The organism is Sulfitobacter sp. AS92 (assembly GCF_038900015.1).
Lineage (GTDB): Bacteria > Pseudomonadota > Alphaproteobacteria > Rhodobacterales > Rhodobacteraceae > Sulfitobacter.
On the sequence record NZ_JBBMQL010000001.1, the window covers coordinates 242,642 to 263,243 of the forward strand.

Here is a 20,602-nt window from a genome sequence, read left to right on the forward strand (position 1 = left end):
CAATATTCGAGAATCAGATCGGTTTTTTCCACAGGGGGTCGTGAAGTTTACTCACCTGTTGATAACCGGCAGTATAAATCATTAATCCACAGGAATCCGGTTCCCTACAATCAACTACATCTTTTCTCTTTTCTTAATTATTAAGAAAGAAGCACGCACACCGGAGCCTTTCTCATGTTTGACCTTCTCAGCTTTGCCTATCCGTGGATCAAAGCGCTCCATATCGTGTCCGTCATCAGTTGGATGGCCGCGCTGTTCTATCTGCCGCGTCTCTTTGTACATCATGTCGAACGGGCGGGTTCCGAGGGGCAAATGCACGCGACATTCTCGATGATGGAATACAAGCTCGCTGAGTTCATCATGCGGCCCGCGATGATGGCCACATGGGTCTTTGGCCTCGCCCTCGTTCTAACGCCCGGAATCGTGGACTGGACGATGATCTGGCCTTGGACCAAGGGGGCGAGCGTGATCGCCATGACGGTTTTCCATGTTTGGTTAAAAAAACAGGTAAAATCCATTGAGCAGGGCGAGAGCACCGTCACAGGCCGTCAGTTCAGGCTATTAAACGAAGTCCCAACTCTGTTGATGATCGTGATCGTCTTCTCTGTCGTCGTGAAATTCTGAAGCAATTGACTCAAGCGGCCCTGTTGCCTATATCTGCGCCACTGTCCCGTCCGGGGCGATTTCTGCCTGCCACATTCAAATAATCGACCAGCCCGCATTCTGCTGCGGCTGAACAGGATGCTTCATGACAACCGAAACGCTGAACCTCGCTGATCTCAAGGCGCAGACGCCGAAAAACCTGCTCGCCATGGCCGAAGAGCTGGAGATCGAAAACGCATCGACCATGCGCAAAGGCGAAATGATGTTCCAAATTCTCCGCGAACGCGCGGATGACGGTTGGGAGATCTCAGGCGACGGCGTGCTCGAAGTGTTGCAGGACGGATTCGGTTTCCTCCGCTCGCCCGAAGCGAACTACCTGCCGGGCCCCGATGACATCTATGTCTCGCCCGACATGATCCGCAAATGGTCGCTGCGCACCGGGGACACCATCGAAGGGCTGATCAAGGCGCCTGACGACACGGAGCGCTATTTTGCGCTGACCGAGGTGACCAAGATCAACTTTGAAGCGCCTGAGAAGGCCCGCCACAAAGTCGCCTTCGAAAACTTGACGCCGCTATACCCTGATGAGCGTCTGACGATGGAGGTCGACGACCCCACGATCAAGGACCGCTCCGCCCGGATTATCGACCTTGTGTCGCCTATTGGCAAAGGCCAGCGTTCCCTAATCGTTGCTCCGCCGCGTACGGGTAAAACCGTGCTATTGCAGAACATCGCCAATAGCATCGAGAAAAACCACCCTGAGTGCTATCTAATCGTCTTGCTGATCGACGAACGCCCCGAAGAAGTCACGGACATGCAGCGCTCGGTAAAGGGAGAGGTTGTCTCTTCTACCTTCGACGAGCCAGCAACCCGCCACGTGGCCGTGTCTGAGATGGTGATTGAGAAAGCTAAGCGCCTGGTTGAGCATAAGCGTGACGTAGTCATCCTGCTCGATTCGATCACCCGATTGGGCCGTGCGTTCAACACCGTGGTGCCGTCCTCCGGTAAGGTTTTGACCGGTGGTGTCGATGCCAATGCCCTTCAGCGCCCCAAGCGTTTCTTTGGTGCGGCGCGGAATATCGAAGAGGGCGGTTCGTTGACCATTATCGCGACTGCCTTAATCGACACCGGCAGCCGGATGGACGAGGTGATCTTTGAAGAGTTCAAAGGGACCGGTAACTCCGAGATCGTGCTCGACCGCAAGATTGCGGACAAGCGCGTCTTCCCTGCGATCGACATTCTTAAATCCGGCACACGAAAAGAGGATCTGCTCATCGATAAGATCGACTTGCAGAAAACCTTTGTTTTGCGCCGTATTCTCAACCCGATGGGCACCACAGATGCCATCGAGTTCCTGCTCGGAAAACTGAAACAAACCAAGTCAAACTCTGACTTCTTTGACTCCATGAACACCTGAGTTATTTAACAATAACAATAGGTTAGTGACATATGGATACGATCTTCGCCCAAGCGTCTGCGCCGGGTCGAGCCGGAGTTGCGGTAATCCGCATCTCTGGCCCGCAGGCTTTTGCGATCGCGCAGAAGATTTCTGGCAAACGACTTGAAGGCCGGACGAGCGTTCTGCGCAATCTGCAGGACTCTGCGGGTGAGGTGATTGATCAGGCCCTTGTATTGAGCTTTCCCGGGCCGAATTCATTCACCGGCGAAGATGTGATAGAGTTCCAACTGCACGGGTCTATCGCTGTGGTCCGGGCAATGCTTTCGACCCTTAGCGAATTTCCTGATACGCGAATCGCCGAGGCAGGCGAATTCACGCGACGGGCGTTGGAAAACGAAAAGCTCGACCTCGCACAGGTCGAAGGTCTCGCAGATCTAATTGAAGCGGAAACAGAAGCCCAGCGAAAGCAGGCCGTGCGAGTTTTGTCAGGGCATCTTGGTGCGCGCGTTGAAGACTGGCGGAAAGATTTGATTAGGGCGGCAGCGCTGCTTGAGGCGACGATTGATTTCGCAGATGAAGAAGTTCCGATTGATGTTACCCCAGAGGTAAATGATCTGCTGACGAAGGTCGGTGCTGAACTAAAAGCTGAAATTCGAGGTACGCATGTAGCGGAACGTGTTCGAAGCGGTTTCGAGGTAGCAATCATTGGTCCGCCAAATGCCGGTAAATCTACGCTCTTGAATGCGCTCGCCGGGAGAGATGCGGCGATCACCTCTGAAGTGGCAGGAACGACCCGGGATGTAATTGAGGTTCGAATGGACCTGGGCGGTTTGCCCGTAACGCTTCTTGATACAGCTGGGTTAAGGGATAGCGAAGATCAAATCGAGGCAATAGGGATTGAACGCGCTATCGAACGGTCAAGGCTGGCGGATCTGAGGGTCTTTCTCGCCTCACCGGGCGAATCTCTCATGGTTTCGCCGGAAGCTGAGGACATCGTATTAGTACCGAAAGCGGATCTCGTTTCCAACAGTGAAAACGGGGTATCCGGAAAAACCGGGCAGGGGGTCTCTGACCTTATCGCCCGTATCCAAACAACCCTGTCAAAGCGGAGCTCTGGCATCGGGTTGGCAACGCATGAGCGGCATCGTGTCGCTTTGGAGCAAGCCGTATCGTGTTTGGGTGAGGTAGATGCTATCCTAACGCGCGGGCCGGATTTTTACGATTTGGCGGCCGAAGAACTTCGATTCGCCATACGTGCGCTAGAATCTCTGGTCGGGCGGATTGACGTTGAGAATTTGTTGGATGAAATTTTCACCAGCTTTTGCGTTGGTAAATGATGGAGTGTTTCACGTGAAACATTATGATGTGATCGTGATCGGCGGAGGCCATGCGGGGGCGGAGGCCGCGCATGCATCAGCACGTATGGGCGCTCAGACTGCCCTTGTCACGATGAGCCGCGATGGCATTGGAGTTATGTCGTGCAATCCCGCTATTGGCGGTCTGGGTAAAGGGCACCTAGTCAGAGAAATAGATGCGATGGACGGGGTAATGGGCCGCGTTGCTGACAAGGCCGGAATTCAATTCCGGTTACTTAACCGCCGCAAAGGCCCGGCGGTTCAGGGTCCGCGTGCACAGGCCGATAGAAAAATCTACCGTAATGAAATGCTCCGAGAGACTGAAGGGCAGGAGTACCTACAGATCGTCGAAGGTGAAGTGGTCGATTTTTTAATGGATGGCCCGACCGTTTCGGGTGTCTTACTGGCCGATGGCACCTCCCTCAATGCGACCTCGGTAGTTTTGACCACAGGCACTTTCCTGCGCGGCGTTATTCATATCGGTGATGAATCGCACCAGGGCGGCAGAATGGGAGATAGAGCGTCGGTGAAACTGGCCGAACGTATCGATTCCTTCGGCCTTCCGATGGGCCGCTTGAAAACTGGTACACCACCGCGTTTGGATGGTCGTACGATCAACTGGGATATTTTAGAACAACAGCCGGGCGATGACGCGCCAGTGCTGTTCTCATTCTTGTCTGACGAAATCTCGGCCCCGCAGGTCGCCTGTGGGATTACCCATACGAATGAGGCAACTCATAAGATCATCCGAGAAAACCTTGGTCGTTCCGCGATGTACGGAGGTCATATTGACGGAGTGGGGCCGCGGTACTGCCCGTCGATTGAAGATAAAGTCGTGCGTTTTGCAGATAAGGAATCCCATCAGGTGTTCTTGGAACCTGAGGGTGCTGATGATCATACGATATATCCAAACGGCATTTCGACATCCCTTCCTGCGGATGTTCAAGAGGCCTATGTTCGTAGCATGGTTGGATTAGAAAATGCGGTGATACTTCAGCCGGGCTATGCAATCGAGTATGACTATATCGATCCGCGAGCGCTTTCCTCAACGTTGGGGGTTCGTACTGTAGAGGGGCTGTACCTAGGTGGGCAAATCAACGGTACCACTGGCTATGAAGAAGCAGCTGCGCAGGGTCTGGTTGCTGGATTAAACGCGGCTCTTTCTGCCCAGGGGAAGGAGCCGGTCATCTTTAGCCGTTCGGATAGCTATATCGGCGTGATGATCGACGATCTGACGACGCGGGGCGTAACTGAGCCTTATCGCATGTTTACATCGCGGGCCGAATTCCGATTGTCGCTTAGAGCGGATAACGCTGACCAGCGGTTGACTCCATTGGCGATTGAACTGGGCTGTGTGTCAGGTGAGCGTATTGAGGCGTTCGAATGTAAGCTCAACGCTCTAACCTTAGTCAAGGAACGTCTTTCATCTGAGCTGTACACACCGAAGGAACTTCAAGCTGCCGGACTGAGCGTCAATCAAGATGGCTCAAGACGCACCGGGTTTCAAGTTTTGGCCTTTCCAGACATTAGCTTCGAAGACCTCATCCCGCTTAACCCGAACCTGACAGATACGCCAACCGAAGTGCGGCGGCAAATTGAACGGGATGCTCTATACGCTACCTATATCGAGCGTCAGAAAAAGGAAATTGATCTATTGAAGAAGGACGAGGGCCTGCGGATACCTGGCGATTTTGACTTTGCTTCCCTTGCTGGACTTTCAAATGAGCTTAAGACCAAGATCTTGGCGGCGCGGCCCGAAACCATGGCCCAGGCCGCTCGTATCGATGGGATGACTCCGGCTGCGCTTACTTTGATACTTGCGCGGGTAAAACGGGGCGTGGGGAAGAAATCCGCATGAGCGAGTTTGACGTAAAAAATGTTTCACGTGAAACATTGCAGAAGTTAGTGGCGTTCGCAGAACTGGTTCGAAAATGGAATCCAAAGATCAATTTGGTTTCCAAGTCGAGCCTTGATGACCTTTGGGACCGCCATATTCTAGATTCAGTCCAAGTTTTCCGCCTTGCCGAAGAAGGAGACAACTGGGTTGATATCGGGAGTGGGGGCGGATTTCCGGGGATCGTTATTGCTATACTCAATCAAGAAGAGCAAAGGTTCCGCGTTAGATTGGTCGAAAGTGATCAGCGGAAATGCGCATTTTTACGGACTGCTATCAGGGAACTAGGGCTGACTGCGACCGTAGATAACGAGCGGATTGAAAACGCTCAAAATCTTGATGCAGATGTTCTCTCCGCACGGGCGCTAAGCGATCTGAGCCAACTTCTTATCTATGCTGAAATGCACCTTAAACCCAGCGGCGTTGCAATCTTTCCGAAAGGCCAGAACTGGCAACAGGAGGTTGAAGAAGCTCAACGCTTATGGTCTTACCGATTTAAAGCGATTGAAAGCAAGACGAATTCTGCGGCGGCAGTCTTGATGATCAAGGATATCACTCGTGCCTGACCTATCTCGTCCAGCGGGACCAAAAATTATCGCAGTTGCAAACCAAAAGGGTGGGGTGGGTAAAACCACAACGACGATTAATCTAGCGGCAGCATTGGCTGAAACAGGGAAGCGCATACTTGTTGTTGATCTTGATCCGCAGGGGAACGCTTCAACCGGTCTTGGGATCGAAGTCGAAGATCGTGAGTTCACCACATACGAACTCTTGCTTGACGATATTGAACCTCAACAAGTCATTCAGAAAACAGAGACAGAAGGTCTGATGATTATTCCGGCAACGGTTGATCTTAGTTCGGCTGATATCGAGCTTTTCTCTAACGAGAAGCGGAGCTTTCTTTTGCATGACGCATTGCGCCAAACGCAGATGGATGCATTCGAACTGGATTATATCCTTATCGATTGCCCACCTTCTCTTAATCTTTTGACTGTTAATGCGATGATCGCTGCGCATTCTGTGCTGGTGCCCTTACAAAGTGAGTTTTTCGCGCTTGAGGGGCTTTCTCAGCTGATGTTGACAATTCGGGAAGTGCGTCAAAGCGGGAACAAAGACTTGCGGATCGAGGGGGTGCTGCTGACGATGTATGACAAGCGCAATAACCTTTCTCAACAAGTCGAAAATGACGCGCGTGCAAACTTGGGCGAGCTGGTGTTCCAAACCGTCATTCCGCGGAACGTTCGGGTGAGCGAAGCGCCCAGCTTTGCCATGCCGGTGATAAGTTACGATCCAACCTCTAAAGGAGCTGTAGCTTACCGAGATTTGGCGGCTGAGCTAACAAGAAACAATGGTTAATAAGGTGGCAGTATGGCGGACAAACAAGAGCGTAAACGGGGTCTTGGCCGGGGGCTTTCGGCGCTGATGGCTGACGTAGCAGAGACAGAAAGCGTCGCCGCTAAGGGAGCTGGTGCGGCGGAGCAGTTCGTTCCGATTGAGCGGATCAAACCGAACCCTGATCAGCCGCGCAAACGCTTTGAACAGGAAAACCTCGACGACCTGGCGGCTTCGATCCGCGAAAAGGGCGTTATCCAGCCGTTGATTGTGCGGGCGATCAGCGATGGTAACTTTGAGATTGTGGCCGGTGAACGCCGCTGGCGTGCGTCACAGATCGCTAAGATTCATAGCCTTCCGGTCATTGTGCGCGAATTCACTGATGTCGAAGTACTCGAAGTTGCGATCATCGAGAACATACAGCGTGCCGACCTTAACTCTGTCGAAGAGGCGGCGGGTTACCGTCAGTTGATGGACAAGTTCGGTCATACGCAGGAAAAAATGGCAGAAGCTTTGGGTAAAAGCCGGAGCCATATTGCGAACCTGCTTCGTCTGCTGAACCTGCCTGAACCTGTGCAGGAGATGGTGCGTCAGAGTGAGCTTAGCGCTGGCCACGCACGTGCGTTGATTCCAGCAAAGGATCCGATGAAGCTTGCACAGCAAGTCATCAAGGGCGGCCTTTCTGTGCGTGCCACAGAGGCGCTGGTAAAAAAAGACCACGCCGGTGAGCGCGATAATATGGTAAATAATGCACGCCTCTCGCAGCGCAAAGAGAAGGATGCGGATACTCAGGCGCTTGAAGGAGACCTGTCAGCTAACCTGGGATTGAAGGTTGAATTGGATCACAAGCCCGGCCAAGAAGCAGGTAAGGTGACACTGCATTACACCTCGCTTGATCAGTTAGATGAGATTTGTCGCTTGTTAGGTGGGTCTTAAGGAAGAAGCGTTTCGATCACGGCGTTCAATACGATAACGCCTTGATCTGAAACGATTAAACGATTTCCATGCCGTTCTGCCATACCAATATCTTGTAGATGAGCCACGGCATTTTCGTCAATCGGATGCCCGGAGATGGCAGCATAACGCGCAAGGTCGACACCTTCTTTTAGGCGCAGACCCATCAAGAGAAACTCCGTCGCCTGTTCGCCTCGGCTGATGGCAACACGGGGTTTCTCTGCTTCGCTCTTCGCCACGCCATCAAGCCAGCGTTGTGGATTACTGTAGGCCACGGTGGCTAGCTTTTGACCGTTAAGTGTTAACCGCCCATGTGCGCCGGGACCGATCCCAATGTAATCACCATAGCGCCAATAAATCAGATTATGTCGGGATTGCGCGCCATCACGGGCGTGGTTAGAGACCTCGTAAGCCGGCATGCCCATTTCACTGCAGATGTCTTGGGTCATCGTGAACATGTCTGCACCCAGATCTTCGTCTGGCAATCCACGCAACCTACCGCGGGCATAACGATCACCGAATGCGGTTCCCTGTTCGATCGTAAGTTGGTAGAGAGAAATATGATCGATCGCGAGGGACAGAGCCTGTTTTAATTCAGCTTCCCACTGAGCGGCGGTCTGATCCTGTCGCCCATAGATAAGATCAAAACTGACGCGCTCAAAGGTGTTGCGCGCGATATCAAAGGCAGTCATCGCCTCTTCGGCGGAATGTAGACGGCCAAGGCGTTTGAGATCTGCGTCGTTCAGAGCCTGGATTCCCATAGAGACACGGGAAACCCCTGCCTGCCGATAGGCAGCGAAGCGGCCAGCCTCGACAGAACCGGGGTTGGCTTCGAGCGTGATTTCTAGGTCATTGGCGGTGGGCCAGTGCCGGCGGATAGCGGCGATGATATCTGCGACCACGTCAGGGTCCATCAAGCTGGGCGTACCCCCACCGAAAAAGACGGCGTTGAGGATACGACCTGGCGTTTCGTCTGCAGCACGTTGCAATTCAGCGAGATATGCTTCGCGCCATGCGGACTGGTCTATTTGACGGCTGACGTGGCTATTGAAGTCGCAGTAGGGGCACTTTGCCTCGCAAAATGGCCAATGGATATAGAGACCAAAGCCGCCTTGTTGCCAATCTTCACCCAAAACAGCCTGCAATCAATTTGGCAAATGCATCGGCGCGGTGGCTGATGCTGTTTTTCTGCGCTGCGTCCATTTCAGCAAAGGTGACTTCGTGGCCGTCCGGTTGAAACATGGGATCGTAGCCGTGCCCTTGTTCTCCGCGCATGGGCCAGACCAAAGTGCCGTTAACCTTGCCCACAAAGACTTCGTCATGGCCGTCGGGCCATGCCAGAACCAGCGTCGCGCAGAAACGGGCGCGGCGGGGGTGGGGGGCGTTCTTCTCTTCTAGCAGATCGCGTGTCTTGGTCATGGCCATAACAAAGTCTCGGCCATTCTCGGTTTCGGCCCAATCGGCGGTGTAGACACCGGGTGCGTTGTCCAACGCCTCGACTTCGATACCTGAATCGTCGGCCAGCGCGGGCATTCCGGTGGCTTTGGCCGCTGCGTGAGCTTTGATACGCGCATTGCCGACAAAGGTGGTTTCAGTCTCTTCTGGCTCGGGCAGGTTCATCTCAGCCGCGCCAACGACGGACACCCCATGGGGAGCAAACAGTTGGCTCATTTCCGCCAGCTTGCCCGCGTTATGCGTGGCGATCAGGATCCGGCTTTCGGCGAACTTACGAGTCATGCGGTGACCGATTTTTGGATTGCGGCCAGCTCTCCGGCGCCTTTTTCGGCCAAGTCCATCAGTTGGTTCATCTGGTCGCGGGTGTAGGTAGAGCCTTCGGCGCTCATCTGGACCTCAATCAACTTGCCTGAACCGGTCATGATGAAGTTACCATCGACGCCGGCTTCGGAATCCTCGGGGTAATCGAGGTCCAACAGTGGCTGGCCCGCGTAAATGCCACAGCTTACCGCGGCGACTGGGTCAACCAGCGGATCAGAAACGACATCACCCGCTTTCATCAGCTTGTTCACTGCCAAACGCAGCGCAATCCAACCACCGGTGATCGAAGCGCAGCGGGTGCCGCCGTCAGCTTGAAGCACGTCACAGTCAACGGTGATCTGACGCTCACCAAGGGCAGAGCGGTCAACGCCAGCGCGCAGGGCGCGGCCAATCAGGCGCTGGATCTCAACCGTGCGACCCCCCTGCTTGCCCGAAGCGGCTTCACGGCGCATCCGCGTGTTGGTGGCGCGGGGCAGCATGCCGTATTCCGCCGTGACCCAACCCAGACCCGAGCCTTTGATAAACGGCGGTACGCGGTCTTCGATTGTTGCGGTGCACAATACATGCGTGTCGCCCATCTTAATCAGGGCCGACCCCTCGGCGTGTTTGGTGAAACCTGTCTCGATCGAGACGGCGCGCATTTCATCGAGTTTCCGGCCAGAGGGACGCATGACATATCCTTTTTAATGTTGCCCGGGGATACCGCCCCACAAGGCTTTGATGCAACCCCGATTGACGTTTGCCCGGCTTGTACCTTTATTAGAGATGAGAGCGAGCATAGATGAAAAACACGCCTGAACTGCTGAAAGACATGAATGACCGATCCCGCGAAGTGTTTCGCCGGGTGGTCGAAGGATATCTGGAAAACGGTGATCCGGTGGGATCTCGCACGCTGACGCGGGACTTTAGTGAGAAGGTTTCAGCGGCGACGATCCGAAACGTGATGCAGGATCTTGAGTATATGGGCCTGTTGGACAGCCCACACGTCTCGGCCGGGCGTATTCCGACGCAGATGGGCCTGCGGATGTTTGTCGATAGCATGATCGAAATCGGCGACCCTACCGAGCTGGACCGCGAGAAGATCGACGCGACGTTGGGAAATAATTCCTCCGATGTCGGTGGGTTGCTGGACCGTATCGGTTCGGCCTTGTCTGGTGTGACGCATGGTGCGTCCTTGGTTTTGACGCCAAAGCACGAAGCGCCGATCAAGCACATTGAGTTTGTCTCCCTATCGCCGGATCGGGCGCTGGTGGTGTTGGTCTTTTCGGATGGACATGTGGAGAACCGGCTGTTCACCCCGCCGCCGGGGCAAACTCCAAGCTCAATGCGCGAGGCAGCGAATTTCCTGAACGCCTTTGTCGAGGGCAAGACGATCAGCGAATTGCAACGCAGCATCAAACGAGAGATTGCCAAGCGCCGTCAGGAAATCGACGTGCTGGCGCAGCAGCTTGTTGAAAGTGGGGCCGTGCTTTGGGATGCGGAAGGGGAGCATTCCGAGCGGCTGATCGTGCGCGGGCGGTCGAATCTTCTGGGCGGAGAGGGTGAGGCGGAGGATCTGGACCGCATCCGGAGCTTGTTTGACGACCTAGAGCGCAAGCGGGACATCGCCGAATTCCTCGAACTTGCCGAAGATGGCGAGGGTGTGCGCATTTTTATCGGCTCAGAAAACAAACTTTTCTCACTTTCGGGTTCCTCTCTGGTGGTTTCCCCTTATATGAACGCTGATCGTAAGGTGATCGGGGCCGTGGGTGTCATTGGCCCGACACGCTTAAATTATGGACGTATCGTGCCGATTGTGAATTACACGGCACAACTGGTGGGGAAGCTGATTTCCGACCGGAACTAGAGGTGGAACATGGCAGAGCCTAAGGAAAACGACTTTCTGGACGAGATCGACAGCGCCGAAGCTGAAGAATACGCCGAAGACATGGCCGAGATCGACGAAGAAGCCCTCGCGGTAGAAGAGTTGCGCGCCGAGCGCGACCAATATCGTGACCGTTTCATGCGCGCACTGGCCGATGCGGAAAATGCGCGCAAGCGGTCTGACAAGGACCGTCGTGAAGCCGAAAACTATGGTGGCTCCAAGCTCGCCCGTGACATGCTGCCGGTCTACGACAACATGAAACGCGCGCTTGAAACCACGACGGACGAACAGCGCGAAGCGTTGGGTCCGTTGTTGGAGGGTATCCAGCTGACAATGCGTGAGCTGCTGAGCGTTTTCAAAAAGCACGGCATCGAAGTGATCGCACCTGAAGTGGGTGACAAATTCGACCCTAAGCACCACGAAGCGATGTTTGAGGCCCCCGTGCCCGGCACCGTTGCGGGTGAGATCATTCAGGTCGCCGCAGAGGGTTTCATGCTGCACGACCGACTGCTGCGCCCCGCGCAGGTTGGTGTGTCTTCAACCCCGGCAAGCTGACACTCATTCAGTTAGGTTTTGGAAGAGGCGGTCAGGAATTGGCCGCCTCTTTTAGTTTGTAGATCAGTTCAAGCGCTTCGCGGGGGGAGAGTTCATCGGGAATGATCTCTTTCAGCTTTTCCTCAACGGCGGAGGATTTGGCCACTTTGGCCTGTGGGGCAGGGCTGACCGCAAAGAGCGGTAGGTCGTCAATCAGCGTTTTCTGGGTGGCGCCGCCTTCGCGCTCGCCCTTCTCCAACGCTTCGAGCACCACGCGAGCCCGCGCAATCACCGGCGCCGGCAGGCCTGCCAATTGCGCGACCTGTACGCCGTAAGACCGATCTGCGGCCCCCTTGCGGACCTCGTGCAAAAAGACGACTTCGCCCTCCCATTCCTTAACCGCCACGGTGGCATTATCGACCCCCGGCAGCTTGCCCGCCAGCGCCGTCATTTCGTGGTAGTGCGTGGCAAAGAGTGCGCGGGCGCGGTTCACGTCGTGCAGATGCTCCAACGTGGCCCAAGCGATCGAAAGGCCGTCATAGGTGGCCGTGCCGCGGCCGATCTCATCTAAAATGACCAGCGCCCGGTCGTCCGCTTGGTTCAGGATCGCGGCGGTTTCGACCATTTCGACCATGAAGGTCGAGCGGCCCCGCGCCAGATCATCCGACGCGCCGACACGGCTGAAAAGCTGGCTCACGATGCCGATATGTGCCGACGTCGCGGGTACGAAGCTGCCCATCTGTGCCATCAACGCAATCAGCGCGTTTTGGCGGAGGAAGGTCGATTTACCCGCCATGTTCGGACCGGTCAGCAGCCAGATGTTGGCGGCGTCACCCTCAGCCCCCAGATTGCAGTCATTTGCGATAAAGGGCTCGCCCGATTTCTGCGCCAGTGCGCGCTCGACGACAGGATGCCGCCCGCCTTCAATCTCAAACGCGCGGGACATATCAACGCGGGGCCGTGTCCAGTTTTCACTGCGGGCGAGGTCAGCCAGCGCGGAGGCCAGATCGATTTCGGCCAGCCCGGAAGACGCTTGGCCAATCTCGGCGGCTTGGTCCAAGATCGCGCTGCGCAGACGTTCATAGAGCTGTTTTTCAATCTCCTGCGCATGGTTGCCAGCGTTGAGGATTTTCGTCTCCAACTCTGACAGTTCGACCGTGGTAAAACGCACTTGATTGGCGGTTGTTTGACGGTGGATGAATGTCTCTGAGAGCGGGGCAGAAAGCATTTTTTCCGCGTGGGTGGCGGTACATTCGATGAAATAACCTAGCACATTGTTGTGCTTAATCTTTAGCGATGAAATTCCCGTATCAGAGACAAATTGCTGCTGCATGCCAGCGATGACCCCACGCCCTTCGTCGCGAAGTTCTCGGGCGGCATCAAGGTCTTCGTCGTAGCCAGGCGCTATGAAACCCCCATCACGGACCATCAGGGGCGGCTCTGCCACCAGGGCCTGATCTAGCAGGTCAATCATATCGCCATGGCCTTGCAGCCCGTCGGCGGCGCCGCGCAACAGATCTGGCAGTTCGTGCTGGGTTAGAGACTGATGCAGTGCTTCGGCCTCAATCAACCCATTGCGGATTGCAGCGAGGTCGCGTGGGCCGCCCCGATCTAGCGAAAGCCGTGACAGCGCGCGGTCAAGGTCTGGGACATTGCGCAGACGCTCACGGATATCCTGCGCCACGCGAGGGGTGTCAAAAGCAAAGCTGATCGCATCGGCGCGGGCGTTAACCACCTCGACCACCCGCGAGGGGCTTGAGATCCGCCGCTCCAACAGACGTGCGCCGCCAGCGGTTGCAGTGTTGTCCATGATCGACAGCAGTGATCCGGTGCGGCCACCGTTGAGGGAGTGGGTCAGTTCCAGATTGCGCCGTGTCGCCGCGTCGATTTGAACCGTGCGCGCTTCGGCCTCTTTCTGTGGCGGGCGCAGCAATGGCAGATTGCCGCGTTGCGTGATCGTGAGGTATTCTATTACCGCGCCCATCGCCGAGACCTCGGCGCGGGTGAAGGTGCCAAATGCTTCAAGTGTGGCGATATCAAACAGGTCGCAAATTCGTTTTTCGGCACTGGTGCTGTCAAACGCCGACCGCGCCAGCCCAGTCAGCGCAATGCCGAAATCTGAGACAACTTCGTGCAGTTCGTTCTCTTTTGCCTCAGATACGATCAGTTCCGATGGCGAAAGGCGTGCCAGTTCCGGCCCCAGTCGGACCTGCGCTAGGGGCATCACGTGAAACGCTCCGGTAGAGATATCGACCCACGCCATCGCGCAAGCATCACGCACTTCGGCAAAGGCGGCGAGGTAGTTGTGCCGCCGCGCTTCCAGCAAGGACTCTTCGGTCAGCGTGCCGGGGGTGACCAGACGGACGACATCCCGCTTCACCACCGATTTATGGCCGCGTTTCTTGGCTTCCGCCGGGCTTTCCATCTGTTCGCAGACGGCCACCCGAAACCCCTTGCGGATCAATGTCAGCAGATAGCCTTCGGCGGCATGGACCGGCACACCGCACATGGCAATGTCTTTGCCCTGATGCTTGCCGCGTTTGGTCAGCGCGATATCCAGCGCTTCGGCCGCAGCGACGGCATCGTCAAAGAACATCTCGTAAAAGTCGCCCATGCGGTAGAACAGCAGCGCATCCGCGTGGTCCGCTTTAAGCTCGAGATATTGCGCCATCATTGGCGTTACTTTTTCTGTCTGCACGGCTGCCCCCTGTTGCAGCGCGGACCCTACAAAACCCCCCGCCTCAGCGAAAGGGGGGTACAGCGCGTTGGGCGGTCTTTGTCATGCGATTTGCCCTGACGTAGGGCATGCGTTGTGCTGAACTCTGATCGTGGCTAAGAAGATTCTAAAGCAGAAAAAGGGTTATGTCGTGACGAGAAAGAACCGTATCACCTCTGAAGAGGCACTTGCCTTTCACCTTGAACCGACGCCCGGCAAGTTCGAGATCTCGGCCACGGTGCCGATGACCACGCAGCGTGACCTTAGCCTTGCCTATTCCCCCGGTGTCGCCGTGCCCTGTGAGGCGATCGCCGCGAACCCCGAAACAGCCTATGACTATACAAACAAAGGCAATCTTGTCGCCGTGATCTCTAACGGGACGGCGGTTCTGGGGTTGGGGAACTTGGGCGCTCTGGCCTCCAAACCGGTAATGGAAGGCAAGGCGGTGCTGTTCAAACGCTTCGCCGATGTGAACTCAATCGACATCGAACTGGACACCGAAGATACCGAAGCCTTTATCAATGCCTGCAAGCTGATGGGGCCAACTTTTGGCGGCATCAACCTAGAGGATATCAAAGCGCCCGAATGCTTCATCATTGAGCAGCGGCTCAAAGAAGAGATGGATATCCCCGTCTTCCATGACGACCAGCATGGCACGGCGGTGATCTGTGCCGCCGGGCTGATCAACGCGCTGCACCTGTCGGGCAAAAAGATCGAAGATGTGCGCATTGTGTTGAATGGTGCGGGTGCTGCGGGAATTGCCTGTTTGGAGCTGCTCAAATCGATGGGCGCACGGCATGACAATTGCATCATGTGCGACACCAAGGGCGTGATCTACCAAGGCCGTACCGAAGGCATGAACCAGTGGAAATCGGCCCACGCCGCCAATACTGAGCTGCGCAGCCTTGAAGAAGCGATGAAGGGGGCAGATGTCTTCTTGGGGGTGTCGGCCAAGGGTGCGGTGACCCCAGATATGGTTGCTTCAATGGCCGACAATCCGGTGATCTTTGCCATGGCAAACCCCGACCCAGAGATTACGCCCGAAGAAGCCCATGAGGTGAGGATGGATGCCATCGTTGCAACTGGGCGCTCTGATTACCCCAATCAGGTGAACAACGTGCTGGGCTTTCCCTACCTCTTCCGTGGGGCGCTGGATATTCACGCACGCGCCATCAACGACGAGATGAAGATCGCCTGCGCGCACGCCTTGGCGCAATTGGCGCGCGAAGATGTCCCGGATGAGGTGGCGCTGGCCTATGGCAAAACGCTCACGTTCGGGCGCGACTATATCATCCCCACACCATTCGATCCGCGTTTGATCCACCGCATTCCGCCTGCCGTGGCTAAGGCGGGGATGGACACGGGCGCGGCGCGGCGTCCGATCATCGATATGGATGCCTATGAACTGGGTCTGAAGTCGCGCATGGACCCGACCGCAAGTATTCTGCGCGGTATCAACGCGCGGGCACGGGCAAACCAAGCGCGGATGATTTTTGCCGAAGGGGACGACCCGAAGGTGCTCCGTGCGGCGGTCATGTACCAGCGCGCCGGGCTGGGCAAGGCGCTGGTGGTGGGCCGCGAAGACGATGTGCGTGCCAAACTGGAAGCCAGCGGCATGGAAGACGCGGTGCGCGAGTTGGAAGTGGTGAACGCCGCCAATACCCAGCATTTAGAAACGTACAAAGATTTCCTCTATGGCCGTTTGCAGCGCAAGGGATTCGACCGCAAAGACATCCACCGCCTCGCCTCGCGTGATCGGCACGTTTATGCGGCGCTGATGCTGGCGCATGGGCACGGCGATGGTCTGGTGACTGGGGCCACGCGCAAATCAGCGCATGTCTTGGAGCGGTTGAATCATGTCTTTGAGGCCAACGCCGAAGCCGGAGCAGCGGGCATTACAGCGCTGCTGCACAAGGGGCGGATCGTGTTTATCGCCGATACGCTGGTGCATGAGTGGCCGGACGAGAATGATCTGGCCAATATCGCCGAAAGCGGTGCCCGCGTGGCACGGCATCTGGGGCTAGAGCCGCGCGTGGCTTTTGTGAGTTTCTCGACCTTTGGGTATCCAGTATCTGAACGGGCCGAGAAGATGCACCTGGCGCCTGAAGTGCTTGATCGGCGTGGCGTAGACTTTGAATACGAAGGCGAGATGACCGTCGATGTGGCGCTGAACGCTGCAAGCCAAGCCAATTATCCGTTCTCACGTTTGACGGGCCCCGCGAATATTCTTGTGGTGCCAGCGCGGCACTCGGCCAGCATCTCGGTCAAGTTGATGCAGGAAATGGCGGGGGCGACGGTGATTGGACCAATTCTGACGGGCCTCGATAAGTCGATCCAAATTTGCTCTTCAACATCAACGGCGAATGACATCCTCAACATGGCCATCCTCGCAGCCTGTAAGGTGGGCTAATGATTTGGAATCTCGGCTCTATTAACGCGGATAACTTCTATCTGCTGCCCCATCTGCCGGGGCCGGGAGAGACCATTTCGGCCCGGGATTTCCGGCAAGGGCTGGGCGGCAAGGGGGCCAATATGTCGGTCGCAGCCGCGCGGGCAGGGACGCGGATTATGCATGTTGGCGCGCTTGGTGCTGATGGCGGTTGGGCGCTGGAACGCCTTTTGGAATACGGGGTCGAGACGGCGCATATCACCTTGATGGAGGGCGTGACCGGCCACGCCAATATTTCCGTCGATCTCGAGGGGGAGAACAACATCGTCATCTTCCCTGGCACCAACCACGAGATCACCGAAGAGATGATTGGCGCGGCACTCAGCGAAGCATCCTCTGGAGATTGGCTGATGATGCAAAATGAAACCAATGGCCAACGTTTCGCGGCACAAACAGCCAAAACCTTGGGCCTAAAACTTGCCTATGCGGCTGCCCCTTTTGATGCCGAGGCAGTAAAGGCGATCATTGAACAGATTGATTTACTGGTGTTGAACGAGGTTGAAGCGGCGCAGCTTCGGGCCGCAACCGGGGGCGAACTGCGGCAACTGCCCATCGACGACATCATCGTAACGCTGGGCGCGGGGGGCTGTGAATGGGTCTCTAACAAGGCGCATCGGGTTGAAAGCTACCCGGCCTACAAAGTCGATGCGGTGGATACTACAGGCGCGGGGGACACCTTTACCGGCTATCTTGTTGCAGGTCTGGACCGGGGGATGACGATGCCGAAAGCAATTGATCTGGCAATGAAGGCCGGAGCATTAATGGTCACGCGCCATGGAACTGCAGATGTGATCCCCGACCTTAAAGAGATCAGGGACCACGATTTTCGTCGCTAAGCCACGGGCACAGTGCTTATTTCGCGAAAGGCGCAGCGCTGCCCCAAAGCTGTTTCACCCGTGCGTCACGGCCACAGCCATTGCGGTAACGCTTGTAGGCCACTGATTTTTGAACGCCGACGCCGACGCTGCTGAACGCCAAACGTTCGCTGCTTTTGTAGTAGTCTTGGTGATAATTTTCGGCTGGATAGAAGGTCGCATTTCCGAGAACCGGCGTCACGATTTTGGTGCCAAGAGCGGCCTGCGCCTCGGCTTTTGCTTGTTCTGCCGCGCTCTTTTGCGCAGGGCTGCCGGCGAAAATCGCGGTGCGATAGCTTTCTCCGCGGTCGCAGAATTGGCCGCCAGCATCCGTGGGGTCGATCGAGCGGAAAAAGAGATTAAGCAGTGTATCGCGGCTGACCACTGCAGGGTCGAATTGGATTTGCACGGCCTCATAGTGCCCCGTGTTGCTGCCTGTGACTTGTTTGTACGTTGGGTTCTTGGTGCGACCACCCGCAAAACCTGACACGGCTTCTTTCACACCTTTGACGGATTCAAAATCCGCCTCGACACACCAAAAGCAGCCGCCGGCAACGGTCAGCACTTCGGTTTCCGCCGCATCCGCGGGACGGTTCTGTGCCACAAATCCCAGCGTGATCGCGAGGGTAAGTATGGCGGGTTTGAACATTGATTTTCGGAACATGTCTGTCTTCCTCTGCCTTAGGGTTGCCGCTGGATAGAAGCTAACACAAGGGCGGGATGGGGAAAGTCACGCTGTGGTGAAGGTAGTTTACCGGTTAGCCTATTAGTCCATCCTCTGAGCTATTTTCGCACTATCTTAGCTATCTCACTGGGGTACTACCCGGGAATAACCGTGCGAATTTAATAACTTCCGATGGCGATACCCCGGATAAGAGTGGCTGAATGTGAAACGTCTCTAAAATCTTATAGGATATTGAAACTTATCCCCGGGCCCTTTCGTGACTCCGTCACATTTCAAACGGAGGGAAAACCAAATGAAAAAGATTGCAAGCACTGTAGCCGCACTTTCCATGATTGCTGGTGGCGCTTGGGCTGACACTCATGCCATGGCGATGGTCGAAGCATCGGGTCAAGATATGTCTAATGGCGTCGTTAGCGCCGATAAAGTTATGGCTGGCGAGAACGGTTGGTTGGTTGTGCACCGCACGGACGCCGACATGAAGCCCGGCCCGGTTGTCGGCTATGCGCCCTTGCGCGCTGGCGAAAACACCGACGTTGCCGCGATCCTGCAAGAGGAAGTGGCATCTGGCGATATGCTGATGCTGATGGTGCATTCTGAAGATGGCGGCATGAAAACTGGTGTGTTTGAATACACACTGGGTGCCACCGAAGATGGCCCCATTAAGCCGAATGGCGAGTTGGTGATGACGGTCGTCACTGCCGATTAATCCGGCTGGTTTAGATGTGAAAAGGCCCGGGCGGGAACGTCCGGGCCTTTTTTGTTTGGGGTGGTTGGGGCGAGCCGCCGGGGGCGCTGCCCCCGGACCCCCGCGGGTATTTAAGAAAGGATGAAGGGGAAAGGGGCCTTCCGTGCTTCAGCCTTTGAGACGTTTGTCGCGGGCCGCGAGCAGTTTAAGACGCAGGGCGTTCAATTGGATGAAGCCTGCGGCGTCTTTTTGGTCGTAGGCGCCGGCGTCGTCCTCGAAGGTCACATGGGCCTCGGAATAGAGGCTGTGATCAGACCAGCGGCCTACGGTACGGACGTGGCCTTTGTAGAGTTTGAGGCGCACGGTGCCGGTGACATGCGTTTGGCTTGCATCGATTGCGGCTTGCAGCATGATGCGTTCGGGGCTGTACCAGAAACCGTTGTAGATCAGTTCTGCGTATTTCGGCATCAACTCGTCTTTGAGATGCATGGCGCCGCGGTCGAGGGTGATGGATTCAATGCCGCGGTGGGCTTCGAGCAGCAGTGTGCCGCCCGGGGTCTCGTAGATGCCGCGTGATTTCATGCCGACGAAACGACCTTCGACGAGGTCGAGACGACCGCAACCGTGTTTGCCGCCGAGTTCGTTGAGCTTGGTCAGGATGGTGGCCGGGGACATGGCCTCGCCATTGATGCTGACGGCGTCGCCGCGCTCGAAGCCGATTTCAACATATTCGGGCGTGTCGGGCGCCTCTTCCGGGCTGACTGTGCGCTGGTAGACGTAGTCGGGTGCGTCGACGGCGGGATCTTCGAGGACTTTGCCTTCGGAGGAAGTGTGCAGCAGGTTGGCATCAACCGAAAAGGGCGCTTCGCCGCGTTTGTCCTTGGCGATCGGGATTTGGTTTTCTTCTGCGAAGGCCAGCAGTTTGGTGCGGCTCGACAAATCCCATTCGCGCCAAGGGGCGATAACCTTGATGTCGGGGTTGAGTGCATAGGCGGCCAGCTCAAAGCGGACTTGGTCGTTGCCTTTGCCGGTGGCGCCGTGGGCGACCGCGTCGGCGCCGGTTTCCTCGGCGATTTCCACGAGGCGTTTGGAGATCAGTGGGCGGGCGATGGAGGTGCCCAGTAGGTAGAGACCTTCATAAACCGCGTTGGCGCGGAACATCGGGAAGACGAAATCGCGAACGAATTCTTCGCGAACGTCTTCGATGTAGATGTTCTCGGGGGCGATGCCCATCATCTCGGCTTTTTTACGGGCTGGCTCCAGCTCTTCGCCTTGGCCGAGGTCGGCGGTGAAGGTCACCACCTCGCAATCATATTCGGTTTGCAGCCATTTCAGGATGATCGAGGTATCGAGGCCGCCGGAATAGGCAAGCACGACTTTCTTGGGCGCGGACATGACGGTGGTTCCTTTCAAGTTCGCCCTGCGAGGTAGCGGTTTTCGTGGGTGTGGGCAAGATTGAAGCCTGCGTTGACCCGCGCCGCTTGCGCGCCTATCGACGGGAG

At 56.2% G+C, this 20,602-nt stretch carries 18 protein-coding genes; 12 read left to right on the top strand and 6 right to left on the bottom strand.

Annotated elements, in window-relative coordinates:
- Positions 1-174 precede the first annotated feature (174 nt).
- From WNY61_RS01185 to WNY61_RS01215, 7 genes are all read left to right on the top strand, one after another.
- Entirely contained in the window at positions 175-624 is a 450-nt protein-coding gene (locus WNY61_RS01185; protein WP_342849624.1) for a CopD family protein, read from the top strand.
- A gap of 124 nt (positions 625-748) precedes the next feature.
- Positions 749-2,020, top strand: coding sequence for a transcription termination factor Rho (gene rho, locus WNY61_RS01190; RefSeq protein ID WP_007118408.1), 1,272 nt, complete (start codon positions 749-751; stop codon positions 2,018-2,020).
- Positions 2,021-2,052: 32 nt separating this feature from the next.
- The gene (gene mnmE, locus WNY61_RS01195; RefSeq protein WP_342849625.1) at positions 2,053-3,339 is read left to right on the top strand and encodes a tRNA uridine-5-carboxymethylaminomethyl(34) synthesis GTPase MnmE; all 1,287 of its coding nucleotides are present in this window, start codon (positions 2,053-2,055) and stop codon (positions 3,337-3,339) included.
- Positions 3,305-5,215: a tRNA uridine-5-carboxymethylaminomethyl(34) synthesis enzyme MnmG gene (gene mnmG, locus WNY61_RS01200; RefSeq protein WP_342849626.1), complete on the top strand. Its 1,911-nt coding sequence runs from the start codon at positions 3,305-3,307 to the stop codon at positions 5,213-5,215. The genes mnmE and mnmG overlap by 35 nt, the downstream gene beginning before the upstream one ends.
- Positions 5,212-5,817 carry a 16S rRNA (guanine(527)-N(7))-methyltransferase RsmG gene (gene rsmG / locus WNY61_RS01205; RefSeq protein WP_342849627.1) on the top strand — a complete coding sequence of 202 codons (606 nt, stop codon included), beginning with the start codon at positions 5,212-5,214 and terminating at the stop codon, positions 5,815-5,817. Before mnmG ends, rsmG begins: the two co-directional genes overlap by 4 nt.
- Positions 5,810-6,607: a ParA family protein gene (locus WNY61_RS01210; protein ID WP_342849628.1), complete on the top strand. Its 798-nt coding sequence runs from the start codon at positions 5,810-5,812 to the stop codon at positions 6,605-6,607. Before rsmG ends, WNY61_RS01210 begins: the two co-directional genes overlap by 8 nt.
- Before the next feature lie 12 nt (positions 6,608-6,619).
- Positions 6,620-7,519, top strand: a complete 900-nt coding sequence (locus WNY61_RS01215; RefSeq protein WP_342849630.1) for a ParB/RepB/Spo0J family partition protein — start codon at positions 6,620-6,622, stop codon at positions 7,517-7,519.
- Here WNY61_RS01215 and hemW read toward each other — a convergent pair.
- The 3 genes from hemW to rph are packed head-to-tail and all read right to left on the bottom strand — an operon-like array spanning position 7,516 to position 9,984.
- Positions 7,516-8,670 carry a radical SAM family heme chaperone HemW gene (hemW, locus tag WNY61_RS01220; protein WP_342849631.1) on the bottom strand — a complete coding sequence of 385 codons (1,155 nt, stop codon included), beginning with the start codon at positions 8,668-8,670 and terminating at the stop codon, positions 7,516-7,518. The genes WNY61_RS01215 and hemW overlap by 4 nt on opposite strands.
- Positions 8,663-9,274: an RdgB/HAM1 family non-canonical purine NTP pyrophosphatase gene (gene rdgB / locus WNY61_RS01225; protein WP_342849632.1), complete on the bottom strand. Its 612-nt coding sequence runs from the start codon at positions 9,272-9,274 to the stop codon at positions 8,663-8,665. Before rdgB ends, hemW begins: the two co-directional genes overlap by 8 nt.
- Positions 9,271-9,984 carry a ribonuclease PH gene (rph, locus tag WNY61_RS01230; protein ID WP_342849633.1) on the bottom strand — a complete coding sequence of 238 codons (714 nt, stop codon included), beginning with the start codon at positions 9,982-9,984 and terminating at the stop codon, positions 9,271-9,273. The genes rdgB and rph overlap by 4 nt, the downstream gene beginning before the upstream one ends.
- 110 nt (positions 9,985-10,094) lie before the next feature.
- On the opposite strand from rph, the gene hrcA reads away from it, so the two are divergent.
- A complete protein-coding gene (hrcA, locus tag WNY61_RS01235) occupies positions 10,095-11,159 on the top strand; it encodes a heat-inducible transcriptional repressor HrcA (protein WP_342849634.1) in 1,065 nt (354 codons plus the stop codon).
- 9 nt (positions 11,160-11,168) lie between these two features.
- Positions 11,169-11,732, top strand: coding sequence for a nucleotide exchange factor GrpE (locus WNY61_RS01240; protein WP_007118398.1), 564 nt, complete (start codon positions 11,169-11,171; stop codon positions 11,730-11,732).
- Between the two features lie 31 nt (positions 11,733-11,763).
- On the opposite strand, the gene mutS is transcribed toward WNY61_RS01240, so the two are convergent.
- On the bottom strand, positions 11,764-14,385 hold the full coding sequence (mutS, locus tag WNY61_RS01245; RefSeq protein ID WP_342849985.1) for a DNA mismatch repair protein MutS: 2,622 nt from the start codon (positions 14,383-14,385) through the stop codon (positions 11,764-11,766).
- A gap of 193 nt (positions 14,386-14,578) precedes the next feature.
- On the opposite strand from mutS, the gene WNY61_RS01250 reads away from it, so the two are divergent.
- Positions 14,579-16,837: an NADP-dependent malic enzyme gene (locus WNY61_RS01250; RefSeq protein WP_342849635.1), complete on the top strand. Its 2,259-nt coding sequence runs from the start codon at positions 14,579-14,581 to the stop codon at positions 16,835-16,837.
- Positions 16,837-17,712, top strand: coding sequence for a ribokinase (locus WNY61_RS01255; RefSeq protein ID WP_342849636.1), 876 nt, complete (start codon positions 16,837-16,839; stop codon positions 17,710-17,712). The genes WNY61_RS01250 and WNY61_RS01255 overlap by 1 nt, the downstream gene beginning before the upstream one ends.
- Positions 17,713-17,728: 16 nt before the next feature.
- On the opposite strand, the gene msrA is transcribed toward WNY61_RS01255, so the two are convergent.
- Positions 17,729-18,394, bottom strand: coding sequence for a peptide-methionine (S)-S-oxide reductase MsrA (gene msrA, locus WNY61_RS01260; RefSeq protein WP_342849637.1), 666 nt, complete (start codon positions 18,392-18,394; stop codon positions 17,729-17,731).
- Between the two features lie 313 nt (positions 18,395-18,707).
- Between msrA and WNY61_RS01265 the strand changes: the two genes are divergently transcribed.
- Complete coding sequence (locus tag WNY61_RS01265) at positions 18,708-19,121, top strand: hypothetical protein (RefSeq protein WP_342849639.1); 414 nt, start codon at positions 18,708-18,710, stop codon at positions 19,119-19,121.
- A 147-nt stretch (positions 19,122-19,268) separates the two neighbouring features.
- Here WNY61_RS01265 and WNY61_RS01270 read toward each other — a convergent pair whose 3' ends face one another.
- On the bottom strand, positions 19,269-20,495 hold the full coding sequence (locus WNY61_RS01270; RefSeq protein ID WP_342849640.1) for an argininosuccinate synthase: 1,227 nt from the start codon (positions 20,493-20,495) through the stop codon (positions 19,269-19,271).
- Positions 20,496-20,602: the final 107 nt, after the last annotated feature.